The organism is Nakamurella flavida (assembly GCF_030811475.1).
Classification (GTDB): domain Bacteria; phylum Actinomycetota; class Actinomycetes; order Mycobacteriales; family Nakamurellaceae; genus Nakamurella; species Nakamurella flavida.
Genome location: NZ_JAUSQV010000001.1, coordinates 525,748 through 538,376 on the forward strand (window position 1 = coordinate 525,748; position 12,629 = coordinate 538,376).

A 12,629-nucleotide genomic window follows, 5' to 3' on the forward strand; every position below is an offset into this window, starting at 1 on the left:
ACGACGGTCAGCTCTGGCCCTGGGTCCCGTCGTCCGGATCCATCGTCGCGCCGGCCGCGGCCGGGCTGGGGCTCAGATCGTCCGGCAGGGGATCGGCGTTCACCGGCTCACCGGTGGGCGGCTGCTCGTGCAGCGCGACCTGGGTGGCCACCGGCACCGGCGCGACGGTCGGCACGGCTGCGGCGGCGGGCGCACCCGAGGCGACCGGGGTGTCGACGGCCATGACGGCCTGCAGCACGACCAGACCCTTGTCGGCCACGGTCACCGAGGCTCCGGCCGGCAACGGCTCGATGTGCTCGGGCACGCCGGCGGTGTCGATGACCAGGCGCCAGGCCGTGCCGTACTCCTCGTGCGGCAGGGTGAAGTCCAGCGGCTGGTCGTGCGCGCTGAACAGCATGAGGAACGAGTCGTCGACCACCCGGCTGCCGCGGCGGTCCATGCCGCGGATGCCGTTGCCGTTGAGGAACACCCCGACCGATCGGCCGAACCCGGAATCCCAGTCCTCCGGGGTCATCACCTCGCCGGCGGGGGTGATCCAGGCGATGTCGGGCAGCGGCTCGCCCTCGCCTCGGGCCACCGGGCGGCCGTCGAAGAACCGGCGGCGACGGAACGTCGGGTGCTGCGCACGCAGCCGGTTGACCGAGGCGGTGAACTCGATGAGCGCCTCGTCGGCGTTGCTCCAGTCGATCCAGGACAGCTCGGAGTCCTGGCAGTAGGTGTTGTTGTTGCCCTGCTGGGTGCGGCCCAGCTCATCGCCGTGGGCGATCATCGGCACGCCCTGCGAGAGCATCAGGGTGGCCAGGAAGTTCCGCTGCTGGCGCTGGCGCATCGTGACGATCTCGGGATCGTCGGTCGGGCCCTCGACGCCGCAGTTCCAGGACCGGTTGTGCGATTCGCCGTCGTTGTTGTCCTCACCGTTGGCCTCGTTGTGCTTCTCGTTGTACGAGACGAGGTCGGCCATGGTGAAGCCGTCGTGCGCGGTGACGAAGTTGATCGACGCGACCGGACGGCGACCGGAGTACTCGTACAGGTCGGCCGAGCCGGTGAGCCGCGAGGCGAACTCACCCAGGGTGGCCGGCTCACCCCGCCAGAAGTCGCGGACGGTGTCGCGGTACTTGCCGTTCCACTCGGTCCACTGGGGCGGGAAGTTGCCGACCTGGTACCCGCCGGGGCCGATGTCCCACGGCTCGGCGATGAGCTTGACCTGGGAGACGATCGGGTCCTGCTGGACGAGCTCGAAGAAGGTGGAGAGCCGGTCCACGTCGTAGAACTCGCGGGCCAACGTGGCCGCGAGGTCGAAGCGGAAGCCGTCCACGTGCATCTCGGTCACCCAGTACCGCAGCGAGTCCATGAGCAGCTGCAGGGAGTGCGGATGCCGGACGTTCAGCGAGTTCCCGGTGCCGGTGTAGTCCATGTAGAACTGCTTGTCGTCCTCGACCAGGCGGTAGTAGGCCGCGTTGTCGATACCCCGGAACGACAGCGTGGGGCCCAGGTGGTTGCCCTCGGCGGTGTGGTTGTAGACCACGTCGAGGATGACCTCGATTCCCGCGGCGTGCATGGCCTTGACCATGGCCTTGAACTCCTGCACCTGCTGCCCGCGGTCGCCGAAGGCGCCGTAGGTGTTCTGCGGGGCGAAGAAGCCGATGGTGTTGTAGCCCCAGTAGTTCGACAGGCCCTTGTCCATCAGGGTGCTGTCGTTCACGAACTGGTGGACCGGCATCAGCTCGAGCGCGGTGACGCCGAGGCGGGTCAGGTGGTCGATGACGGCGGGGTGGGTGACACCGGCGTAGGTGCCGCGCTGCGCCTCCGGGATCTCCGGGTGCAGCTCGGTCAGGCCCTTGACGTGCGCCTCGTAGATGACCGTCTCGTGGTACGGCGTGCGGGGCTGCCGATCGCCCGTCCAGTCGAAGAACGGGTTGATCACGACGCCGTACATCATGTGGCGGCCCGAGTCGTCGTTGTTCACCGAGTCCGGGTCACCCAGGTTGTAGGAGAACAGCGACGGGTCCCAGTCGATCTGGCCGGACACGGCCTTGGCGTACGGGTCGAGCAACAGCTTGTTGGGGTTGCACCGTGTCCCGGACGCGGGGTCGTTGGGGCCGTGCACGCGGTAGCCGTACCGCTGGCCCGGGCCCACGACGGGGATGTAGCAGTGCCAGACGTATCCGTCGACCTCGGGCATCGGGATGCGGGTCTCCTTGCCGCGCTCACCGATCAGCACCAGTTCGACCTTCTCGGCCACCTCGCTGAAGATCGCGAAGTTGGTGCCGGTCCCGTCGTAGGTCGCGCCCAGCGGGTAGGCGGTTCCCGGCCAGACCTCCATGAAGATGCTCCTTGGTTTCTCAGCGTGCAGGGGCGGCACGCCACCTGCTGGGCGCGCCATCACATCTGCGTGTCGGGGGCCGGCGCGATGCGCCTCCCCGGGTCGGAGGTACCCCGACCGGACGGGTTCTATCTAACCGCAGGCCACCGACACCGGGTCCCGCGGCCCACGACTGCGGCCCGGCCCGCGGTCGGGCCGACTGTCGGTGGGTGCGCATTACCCTCGCTGTGTGGCCGACCCCTCGACGTACCGACCGGCGCCGGGTTCGATCCCGGAATCCCCTGGTGTGTACCGATTCAGCGATGCGCAGAGCCGTGTCATCTACGTCGGCAAGGCCAAGAGCCTGCGTTCCCGGCTGAACTCCTACTTCGCCGATCTGTCCGGCCTGCACCCGCGCACGGCCCAGATGGTGACGACCGCCACCTCCGTGCAGTGGACCGTCGTCTCCACCGAGGTCGAGGCGCTGCAGCTGGAATACAACTGGATCAAGGAGTTCGACCCGCGCTTCAACGTCCGGTACCGCGACGACAAGTCCTACCCCGAGCTCGCGGTGACCGTGGGGGAGGAGTTCCCGCGGCTGCAGGTGATGCGTGGCCCGCACCGCAAGGGGGTTCGCTACTTCGGCCCCTACGCCCACGCCTGGGCGATCCGGGAGACCCTCGACCTGCTGCTGCGGGTGTTCCCCGCGCGGACGTGCTCGGCCGGGGTGTTCCGCCGCTCGCAGCAGATCGGCCGGCCGTGCCTGCTGGGGTACATCGGGAAGTGCTCCGCCCCGTGCACCGGGCAGGTCAGCCCCGAGGAGCACCGGGACATCGTCGAGCAGTTCTGCGACTTCATGGCGGGCAAGGCCGACGGCCTGATGCGCCGGCTGGACCGGGAGATGGCGGCCGCCTCGGCCGACCTGGACTTCGAACGGGCCGCGCGCCTCCGGGACGACCTGGGTGCGCTGCGCCGTGCCGTGGAGAAGCAGGCGGTGGTGCTGGGTGACGGCACCGACGCGGACGTGGTGGGCATCGCCTCGGACGACCTGCTGGCCTCGGTGCAGGTCTTCCACGTGCGCGGCGGCCGGGTGCGCGGGCAGCGCGGCTGGATCGTCGACGTGGCGGAGCCGGCCGACGACCACGAGTCCCGGCTCGGCGACCTGGTGGAGAACTTCCTGCTGCAGTTCTACGGCTCACGGGCCGACGACGAGGGAGCCGCCGCGGTCCCCCGGGAGATCCTGGTCCCGGCCCTGCCCGGAAGCCTGACCCGCGAACGCGCCGGCACGGAGCCGGCCGACCCGGAGGCCGACGCCGGTGGCGCGGAGGATCTGGATGCCTGGCTGTCGGGCCTGCACGGATCCCGGGTGTCGCTGCGGGTGCCCCGGCGCGGGGACAAGCGCGCCCTGGCCGAGACGGTGACCCGCAACGCCGCCGAGGCGCTGGCCCAGCACCGGCTCAAGCGGGCCAGCGACCTGACCGCCCGGTCCGCGGCGTTGGCCGAGCTGGGCGAGATGCTGGAGATGGAGAGCGCCCCGCTGCGCATCGAGTGCATCGACATCTCGCACGTGCAGGGCACCAACGTGGTCGCTTCGCTGGTCGTCTTCGAGGACGGGCTGGCCAAGCGCAGCGACTACCGACGGTTCGCCATCCGTGACCGCCCCGGCGACGACGTCGCGTCCATCGCCGAGGTCGTCCGGCGCCGCTTCACCCACGGGGCCGCGGGCAAGGGCGCGCTGGAGGAGGCCCCCGAGGAGACCGCAGGTCCGTCCGCCCCGCTCACCTCCGGGCCGGTCCCCGAGGCGCCGACCTCGAACGTGCCGCCCGCCATCGATCCGAACACCGGGCGGATCCGCCGTTTCGCCTACCCGCCCCAGTTGCTGGTGGTCGACGGCGGCGCGCCCCAGGTCAACGCGGCCGCGGCGCAGCTCGCGGAGCTGGGCATCGTCGACGTCACCGTGTGCGGCCTGGCCAAGCGGCTCGAGGAGGTCTGGGTCCCCGAACAGGAATTCCCGGTGATCTTCCCGCGGACCAGCGAGGCGCTCTACCTGCTGCAACGCCTGCGGGACGAGGCCCACCGCTTCGCCATCACCTACCACCGGGCCAAGCGGTCGTCGTCCATGACGGTGTCCGCGCTGGACTCGGTGCCCGGGCTCGGGGAGACCCGCCGCACCGCCCTGATCAAGCACTTCGGCTCCGTCGCCGCCATCCGCCGGGCCACCGTCGAGGACGTGATGGCCGTCCCGGGCTTCGGTCGCCGCACCGCGGAGGGCGTGGTGAAGGCGCTCGGTCCCGGGGCCACGCCGCCCTCGGCCGACCCCGATGCCGCGGCTCCGCCGATCGCGGCAAAAGCGTGACCGCGACGCCACCGCGGGTTAGCGTCTCGACCCATGACGCGGCCGGTGCGGCCCCGTCCCGACCCGCGGCGGCCCCGGCCCCGGCGACCCCGGAAGGGTGACGCGTCCATGACCCAGCCACCCGATCGACCGCGGGAGCGTCCTGCTCCGCTGTCGCTCGTCCCCGATCTGCCCGCCCCGGCCGCGGACCCGCCCGAGCCCCTGGGGCCGCGGCGCGCACCGCTCGAGGTGGCCGAGCCCCAGGACCCGGACTCGGGCATCCAGGTCGCCATCGTCTCCGGCCTGTCCGGGGCGGGTCGGTCGACGGCGGCCAAGTGCCTGGAGGATCTCGGCTGGTTCGTCGTGGACAACCTGCCGCCGGAGCTGATCGCGACGATGGTCGAACTGGGCTCGCGGGCCCAGGGGGAGGTCACCCGGATCGCGGTGGTGCTGGACGTGCGCTCCCGGGCATTCACCCACGACCTGGCCGAGGTGATCCGGGATCTGGACAACCGGGGCTACCGGCCCCGGGTGCTCTTCCTGGAGGCCGGGGACGCGGCCCTGATCCGACGGTACGAGGCCAACCGGAGGGCCCACCCGCTGCAGGGTGACGGGCGCCTGGTGGACGGGCTGGCCGCCGAGCGCGCTCTGCTCGGGCCGCTGCGCGACGAGGCCGATCTGGTCATCGACACCTCGGACCTCTCCGTCCACCAGTTGCGGGCCGAGGTCGAGCGTGGTTTCACCGGCACCGGGCGCCGCCCGACGATGACGATCGTGTCGTTCGGCTACAAGTACGGTCTGCCGCTGGACTCCGACCTGGTCATCGACATGCGCTTCCTGCCCAACCCGCACTGGATCCCGGAGCTGCGCGACCACACCGGGCAGGAGCGGGCGGTGTCGGACTACGTGCTGTCGCAGGAGGGCGCCGCGGAGTTCCTCGATCGGTACGTCCAGCTCGTCGACCTGGTCAGTGCGGGCTACCGCCGCGAGGGGAAGCGGTACCTGACCCTGGCGGTCGGCTGCACCGGCGGCAAGCACCGCAGCGTGGCCGTCGCCGAGGAGATGGCCCGGCGGCTGTCCAGCGACGCCCTCACCGTCTCCGTGGTCCACCGCGACCTGGGTAGGGAGTGAGTTCCCCGCGCCGCCCCCGGGTCGTCGCGTTGGGCGGCGGGCACGGCCTGTACGCGATGCTGCAGGCCCTCGTCGGCCTGGACGTCGACATCACCGCCGTGGTGACGGTGGCCGACGACGGCGGGTCCTCCGGTCGGTTGCGCCGTGAGGTGCCGGGCATCCTGCCGCCCGGTGACCTGCGGATGGCGCTCAGCGCGCTGAGCAGGGACGACGGAGCCGGACCGTTGTGGTCCAGTACCTTCCAGCACCGGTTCGGCGGCCAGGGGGCGCTGGCCGGGCATCCGGTCGGCAACCTGCTGCTGGTCGGGCTCACCCAGGTGACCGGCGATCCGGTCGCCGCCCTGGATGCGGCCGGGGACATGCTCGGCGCCCGCGGGCGGGTCCTGCCGATGTCGACGATCCCCCTGGACATCGCCGCCGAGGTCGAGGGACTCGACGAGGACCCGACCGCGCTGCGCCGCATCCGCGGCCAGGTCGCCGTGGCCAGCACCCCCGGCCGGGTGCGGTCGGTCTCCCTGGAACCGGCCGACGCCCCGGCCTGCCCGCAGGCCCTGGCCGCCATCGCGGGGGCGGACCTGGTGACCCTGGGGCCCGGGTCGTGGTTCACCAGCGTGCTCGTCCACCTGTTGCTGCCCGAGCTGGCCGCCGCGCTGCAGTCGACCACCGCGCACCGGTTGCTGGCCCTCAACCTCGTCGCGCAACCCGGCGAGACGGACGGCTTCTCGCCCGAACAGCACCTGGACGTGCTCGCGGCGCACGCGCCGGGTCTGCGACTGGACACCGTGCTGGCCGACCGGGGTGCGGTGAGCCTGCCCGGGCGGCTGTCCCGGGCCGCGGAACGCCTCGGTGCCCGGGTGGTCCTGGACGACATCGCGGTGCCCGGCGAGGACCGGCACGACACCCGCGCGTTGTCCCGCTCGCTGGACCGCATACTGTCCCGCGGTCCGGTCTCCGCGTCCGGCAGTGCACCGCCCGACGCCGGGCCGTCCCGCCCGGGCACGCCGCCGGGCCGGACACCGGCGGACGCCGGGGATCGGGTGCGCACGGCGGAGACCGACGGACCGACCGGTATCGGCCCAGCAGTGGGAGTCAGGGAGGGTGCCCGATGGCGATGACGGCCTCGGTGAAAGACGAATTGAGCCGCGTGGTGGTCAGCAAGGTCGCGGCCCGCAAGTCCGAGGTCTCGGCCCTGCTGCGCTTCGCCGGCGGGCTGCACATCGTCGCCGGCCGGGTGGTGGTGGAGGCCGAACTGGACACCGGGTCCGTGGCCCGACGGCTGCGCAAGGAGATCAACGAGCTCTACGGTCATGCGGCCGAGGTGCAGGTGCTCGGCCCGTCCGGTCTGCGCAAGGGCACCCACTACCTGGTCCGCGTGGTGGCCGGCGGCGACGCCCTGGCCCGGCAGACCGGACTGCTCGACCAGCGGGGCCGGCCCGTCCGCGGCCTGCCCCCGCAGATCGTCTCCGGGTCGGTCGGGGACGCCGAGGCGGCCTGGCGCGGCGCGTTCCTGGCCCACGGTTCCCTCACCGAACCGGGCCGCAGTGCCTCCCTGGAGGTCACCTGCCCGGGCCCGGAGGCCGCGCTGGCCCTGGTCGGGGCCGCCCGCCGGATGGGGATCGGGGCCAAGGCCCGCGAGGTGCGCGGCGCCGACCGCGTGCTCGTCCGTGACGGGGATGCCATCGCCGCCCTGCTCACCCGGCTGGGGGCCCATTCGTGCATGTTGGCGTGGGAGGAACGGCGGATGCGCCGCGAGGTGCGGGCGACGGCCAACCGGCTCGCCAACTTCGACGACGCGAACCTCCGCCGCTCGGCCCGGGCCGCCGTCGCGGCCGCCGCCCGGGTGGAGCGGGCGCTGGACATCCTGGGTGATCAGGCCCCGGATCACCTGACCCAGGCGGGCCGGCTGCGCATCGCGCACGGGCAGGCCTCGCTGGAGGAGCTCGGCCAGCTGGCGGACCCGCCGATGACCAAGGACGCCGTCGCCGGACGCATCCGCCGGCTGTTGACGATGGCGGACAAGCGGGCCCACGACATGGGCATCCCGGACACCGAATCCGCCGTCACCGCCGACATGCTGGACAGCTGACGCCCGGCACCGGTGATCACGATCGGGTGACAGCGGCCGGGCCCGGCGGGCGGGTCGTCGTCCCGTCGGCGGGGTCGCCCCGGTCGAACCGCGGTGTCGCGGGCCGCTAGAGTGGCACCCGCGACGCTCCCCAATGCCGTGGTCGGCGTCACTTGATCGATCCCGTGAGGGCAGTCACCAGGACTGTGGCGGGAACCATTCGAGGAGGGCTGACAGACGTGACAGTGCGTGTCGGTGTGAACGGATTCGGCCGTATCGGTCGTAACTTCTGGCGAGCGGTCGATTCCATCGGCAACGATGTCGAGATCGTCGCCGTCAACGACCTGACGGATACCAAGACGCTCGCCCACCTGCTGAAGTACGACTCGGTGCTGGGCAAGCTCCCCTACGAGGTGAGCGCCGGCGAGGGCGTCATCACGATCGACGGCAAGGACCTCAAGGTCCTGTCCGACCGCGACCCGGGCGCACTGCCCTGGGGCGATCTGGGCGTCGACGTGGTCATCGAGTCCACCGGTTTCTTCACCAAGGCCGAGGCGGCCCGCAAGCACATCTCCGCCGGCGCCAAGAAGGTCATCATCTCCGCGCCGGCCACCGGTGAGGACCTCACCGTCGTCGTCGGCGTGAACGACGAGCAGTACGACGGCAGCCAGACGATCCTGTCCAACGCCTCCTGCACCACCAACTGCGTGGCCCCGATGGCCAAGGTGCTGCACGAGAACTTCGGGATCGTCAAGGGTCTGATGACCACGATCCACGCCTACACCAACGACCAGGTCATCCTGGACTACCCGCACAGCGACCTCCGTCGTGCCCGGGCGGCGGCGGTCAACATCATCCCGACCTCCACCGGTGCCGCCAAGGCCACCGCCCTGGTGCTCCCGGAGCTCAAGGGCAAGCTGCACGGCTACGCCCTGCGCGTGCCGGTGCCGGACGGCTCGGTCACCGACCTCACCGTCGAGCTCAGCAAGTCCGTGTCCGTCGACGACGTGAACGCCGCCTTCCAGGCCGCCGCGTCCGAGGGCCCGCTGGCCGGCAAGCTCGTGTACTCCACCGATCCGATCGTGTCCTCGGACATCGTCGGCTCACCGGCGTCCTGCACCTTCGACGCCCCGCTGACCCTGGCCCTCGAGGGCAACCTCATCAAGGTCGTCGGCTGGTACGACAACGAGTGGGGCTACTCCAACCGCCTGGCGGACTTCACCGCCATCGTCGGTTCGAAGCTCTGATCCATCGACCGCGGCGCATCCCTGAGGTCCCGGGGATGCGCCGCGGTCGTGCTGTTTCCGGCCGGACGCCCCGGCCCGTGTCGCCCCGCCGCCCCACCCCGCTGGAGGAGAACCGCCGTGCTCACCCTGGATGACCTGCTCGCCGACGGTGTGGCCGACCGGACCGTGCTGGTCCGCGCCGACCTGAACGTGCCGCTCGACGGCTCGACGATCACCGACGACGGCCGCATCCGGGCCTCCCAGCCGACGCTGAACGCGCTGGCCGGCGCGGGCGCCAAGGTCGTGGTCATGGCGCACCTGGGTCGCCCCAAGGGTGCCCCGGAGGACCGGTACTCCCTGGCCCCGGTGGCCGATCGACTGGGTGAGCTGCTCGGCCGGCCGGTGGCCTTCGCCACCGATCTGGTGGGGGAGTCGGCCCGCTCCACCGTGGCCGGGCTGTCCGGCGGGTCGGTGGCCCTGCTGGAGAACGTGCGCTTCGATCCGCGGGAGACCGCGAAGGACGAGGCGGCCCGCGGTGAACTCGCCGCGGAGCTGGTCGACCTGGTCTCCGGTGGCGAGGGTGCGGCCTTCGTCTCCGACGGCTTCGGCGTCGTGCACCGCAAGCAGGCCTCGGTCTACGAGGTCGCCCGGTTGCTCCCGCACTACGCCGGCTCGCTGGTCTCCGCCGAGACGGAGGTGCTCCGTCGGCTGACCGGCGAACCCGAGCGGCCGTACGTGGTGATCCTCGGCGGGTCCAAGGTGTCGGACAAGCTCGGCGTCATCACCGCCCTGCTGCCCCAGGTCGACGCGCTCCTCATCGGCGGCGGCATGGCCTACACGTTCCTGGCCGCCCAGGGGCACGGCGTCGGTGACTCCCTGCTCCAGGCCGACCAGATCGACACCACGCGCGGTCTGCTGGAGAAGTACGGCGACAAGATCGTGCTGCCGTCCGACCTGGTCATCGCCGACGACTTCGCCCCGGACGCCGCGACCGAGATCGTGGACGCCGCCGGCATCCCCGACGGCTGGCAGGGGCTGGACATCGGCCCGAACACCCGCGAGGCGTTCGGTCGGGTCATCGCCCAGGCCCGCACCATCTTCTGGAACGGCCCCGTCGGCGTCTTCGAGATGAAGGCGTTCTCGGCGGGCACCCTGGCGGTCGCGCAGGCCATCGCGGCCAGTGACGCCTTCTCGGTCGTCGGCGGGGGCGACTCCGCCGCTGCCGTCCGCACCCTGGGCGTCGAGGAATCCGGCTTCTCCCACATCTCCACCGGGGGCGGTGCGTCCCTGGAGTTCCTCGAGGGTGCCGAGCTGCCCGGTATCGCCGTCCTGGAGGACTGAACCGTCATGAGCCCCACCCCCGCCGTCCGCAAGCCGCTGATCGCCGGCAACTGGAAGATGAACCTGAACCACCTCGAGGGCATCGCCCTGGTCCAGAAGATCGCCTTCACGCTCCCCGAGAAGTACTACGCCCACGTCGAGGTCGCGGTCATCCCGCCGTTCACCGATCTGCGGTCGGTGCAGACCCTGCTCGACGGGGACAAGCTGTCCCTCGTACTGGGCGCGCAGGATCTGTCCCCGAAGGATTCCGGTGCGTTCACCGGTGACATCTCCGGCTCCATGCTGGCCAAGCTCGGTGTGCACTACGTGCTGATCGGTCACTCCGAACGCCGGGAGATCCACGGCGAGTCCGACGCGCTGCTGGCCCAGAAGGTCGCCGCCGCCTACCGCCACGGGCTCACCCCGCTGCTCTGCGTCGGTGAGGGCCTGGAGGTCCGCGAGGCGGGCAACCAGGTGCAGCACTCGGTGGATCAGCTGCTGGCCGCGCTCGCCGATGTCACCCCCGAGCAGGCCGCCTCGCTGGTGCTGGCCTACGAGCCCGTCTGGGCCATCGGCACCGGCCGCGTCGCCACCCCCGCGGATGCCCAGGAGGTGTGCAGCGCCCTGCGCGCCGCGCTCGCCGAGCGCTTCGGATCCGAGATCGCCGGCGCGACCCGCATCCTCTACGGCGGTTCGGTGAAGTCCGGCAACGTGTCGGAGATCGTCGACCAGGACGACGTCGACGGTGCGCTGGTGGGCGGAGCGGCGCTGGACGCCACCGAGTTCGCCACCCTGGCCGCCAACGCGGTCGGTGTCCTGGCCTGAGCTGCGCGGTACGATCGGCGCGTTCCACCCCCATTTGATCCGTGTCCGCCGCCGCCCCGCTCCCGGGGCGGCGGCCGCACGCAGAGTGCAAGGCAGTCATGAAACTGTTCCTGGAGATCCTGCTCGTCATCACCAGCCTCGCCATGATGGCCTTGATCCTGCTGCACCGGGCCAAGGGCGGCGGGCTGTCGTCGCTGTTCGGTGGCAGCATGCAGTCGTCGCTGTCCGGGTCGTCGGTGGTCGAGAAGAACCTCGACCGACTGACCCTGTTCATCGCCGGGGTGTGGACCGTCTGCATCATCGGGATCGGCCTGCTGCTCAAGGTCGGGGCCTCCTGACCGTCCGACGCCGGTCGCGGCACGTGCACGGAGCCCCGGGACGTCCCGGAGCCTGAACCGAGGGGTCAGACATGGCGGGTGGCAGTCCCATCAGGGGATCCAGGATCGGTGCCGGGCGGATGGGTGAGGCCGACCGCGGCGAGTCCGCGCCCCGTCAACGCATGATGTTCTTCTGCGCCAACGGCCACGCCACGCGGTTGGCCTTCTCGATGGACGCCGAGATCCCGCAGACCTGGGACTGCCCGCGCTGTGGGTTGCCGGCCGGCCAGGATCAGCAGGCGCCGCCGCCCGCCCTCCGCAACGAGCCGTACAAGTCGCACCTGGCGTACGTCAAGGAACGGCGGACCGACGCCGATGGCGAGGCCCTGCTGGCCGAGGCCCTGGCCAAGGTCGCCGATCGCCGCACACCCCTCGGCTGATCCGCAGGGCGCACCCCGTCAGAGGTGCTTGATCATCCTGGTGTTGCCCAGGGTGTTCGGCTTCACGTAGGGCAGATCGAGGAACTCGGCCACGCCCGCGTCGTAGGAGCTGCGCAGCTCGGCGAACGCCTCCTGGGAGAGGTCGAGCTCGCCGATCGGGGCGAACCCGAGCGAGGCGAAGAAGTCCACCTCGAACGTCAGGACGAACAGCCGGGTCAACCCGAGGCGACGGGCCTCGACGAACAGTTCCTCGCACACCGCCCGACCCACCCCGCGCCCCCGCGCCCGGGGGTGGGTGGCGATCGTGCGGAGCTCGCCGAGGTCCTCCCACAGCACGTGCAGCGCTCCACAGCCGACGGCCGGAGCCGGGTCGGATCCCGGGTGCCCGTGCCGCTCGTCGCGGGCCACCCAGAACTCGGTGACGTCCTCGAACAGGTTGGCCAGACTCTTGCGGAGCAGGATCGGCCCTGCGTAGAAGTCCACCAATTCCTTGATCGCCCGGACGTCGCTCGCACGGGCCCGCTCGACCGACACGCCGGCGCCGGTGGGGGCGGGGGAGTGCGAGGGGGCGGGGTGCGCGACGTCGTTCACGCCGACCACCCTAGGGGCGGATCGGGACCCGTCCCGCACGGGGCCGGCGCGGCCCGGGGGGCGCGATCACGTCACCC

At 71.6% G+C, this 12,629-nt stretch carries 11 protein-coding genes; 9 read left to right on the forward strand and 2 right to left on the reverse strand.

Going from position 1 to position 12,629, the window contains the following annotated elements; translation table 11 throughout:
- Positions 1–7: 7 nt before the first annotated feature.
- A complete protein-coding gene (gene glgX, locus J2S58_RS02325; RefSeq protein ID WP_205255394.1) occupies positions 8–2,323 on the reverse strand; it encodes a glycogen debranching protein GlgX in 2,316 nt (771 codons plus the stop codon).
- Positions 2,324–2,552: 229 nt separating this feature from the next.
- Between glgX and uvrC the strand changes: the two genes are divergently transcribed.
- From uvrC to J2S58_RS02370, 9 genes are all read left to right on the forward strand, one after another.
- Positions 2,553–4,658, forward strand: a complete 2,106-nt coding sequence (gene uvrC, locus J2S58_RS02330) for an excinuclease ABC subunit UvrC (protein ID WP_205255395.1) — start codon at positions 2,553–2,555, stop codon at positions 4,656–4,658.
- A gap of 258 nt (positions 4,659–4,916) precedes the next feature.
- Positions 4,917–5,768 carry an RNase adapter RapZ gene (gene rapZ, locus J2S58_RS02335; RefSeq protein ID WP_205255434.1) on the forward strand — a complete coding sequence of 284 codons (852 nt, stop codon included), beginning with the start codon at positions 4,917–4,919 and terminating at the stop codon, positions 5,766–5,768.
- Complete coding sequence (locus J2S58_RS02340) at positions 5,765–6,883, forward strand: gluconeogenesis factor YvcK family protein (protein ID WP_306826273.1); 1,119 nt, start codon at positions 5,765–5,767, stop codon at positions 6,881–6,883. Before rapZ ends, J2S58_RS02340 begins: the two co-directional genes overlap by 4 nt.
- Complete coding sequence (gene whiA, locus J2S58_RS02345) at positions 6,874–7,854, forward strand: DNA-binding protein WhiA (RefSeq protein WP_205255396.1); 981 nt, start codon at positions 6,874–6,876, stop codon at positions 7,852–7,854. The genes J2S58_RS02340 and whiA overlap by 10 nt, the downstream gene beginning before the upstream one ends.
- A gap of 218 nt (positions 7,855–8,072) precedes the next feature.
- Positions 8,073–9,080: a type I glyceraldehyde-3-phosphate dehydrogenase gene (gap, locus tag J2S58_RS02350; protein WP_205255397.1), complete on the forward strand. Its 1,008-nt coding sequence runs from the start codon at positions 8,073–8,075 to the stop codon at positions 9,078–9,080.
- A gap of 117 nt (positions 9,081–9,197) precedes the next feature.
- Positions 9,198–10,400, forward strand: coding sequence for a phosphoglycerate kinase (locus tag J2S58_RS02355; RefSeq protein WP_205255398.1), 1,203 nt, complete (start codon positions 9,198–9,200; stop codon positions 10,398–10,400).
- Between the two features lie 6 nt (positions 10,401–10,406).
- Positions 10,407–11,204 carry a triose-phosphate isomerase gene (gene tpiA / locus J2S58_RS02360; RefSeq protein WP_205255399.1) on the forward strand — a complete coding sequence of 266 codons (798 nt, stop codon included), beginning with the start codon at positions 10,407–10,409 and terminating at the stop codon, positions 11,202–11,204.
- Between the two features lie 98 nt (positions 11,205–11,302).
- Complete coding sequence (gene secG / locus J2S58_RS02365; RefSeq protein WP_205255400.1) at positions 11,303–11,542, forward strand: preprotein translocase subunit SecG; 240 nt, start codon at positions 11,303–11,305, stop codon at positions 11,540–11,542.
- 71 nt (positions 11,543–11,613) lie between these two features.
- Positions 11,614–11,961 carry an RNA polymerase-binding protein RbpA gene (locus tag J2S58_RS02370; RefSeq protein ID WP_205255401.1) on the forward strand — a complete coding sequence of 116 codons (348 nt, stop codon included), beginning with the start codon at positions 11,614–11,616 and terminating at the stop codon, positions 11,959–11,961.
- 18 nt (positions 11,962–11,979) lie between these two features.
- On the opposite strand, the gene J2S58_RS02375 is transcribed toward J2S58_RS02370, so the two are convergent.
- Complete coding sequence (locus J2S58_RS02375; protein WP_306826280.1) at positions 11,980–12,552, reverse strand: amino-acid N-acetyltransferase; 573 nt, start codon at positions 12,550–12,552, stop codon at positions 11,980–11,982.
- Positions 12,553–12,629: the final 77 nt, after the last annotated feature.

Excerpts from the sequence above, each read along its gene's own strand:
- glgX (WP_205255394.1), bottom strand. The coding sequence starts at position 2,323 with ATGGAGGTCTGGCCGGGAACCGCCTACCCGCTGGGCGCGACCTACGAC.
- whiA (WP_205255396.1), top strand. The coding sequence starts at position 6,874 with ATGGCGATGACGGCCTCGGTGAAAGACGAATTGAGCCGCGTGGTGGTC.
- tpiA (WP_205255399.1), top strand. The coding sequence starts at position 10,407 with ATGAGCCCCACCCCCGCCGTCCGCAAGCCGCTGATCGCCGGCAACTGG.
- secG (WP_205255400.1), top strand. The coding sequence starts at position 11,303 with ATGAAACTGTTCCTGGAGATCCTGCTCGTCATCACCAGCCTCGCCATG.
- J2S58_RS02370 (WP_205255401.1), top strand. The coding sequence starts at position 11,614 with ATGGCGGGTGGCAGTCCCATCAGGGGATCCAGGATCGGTGCCGGGCGG.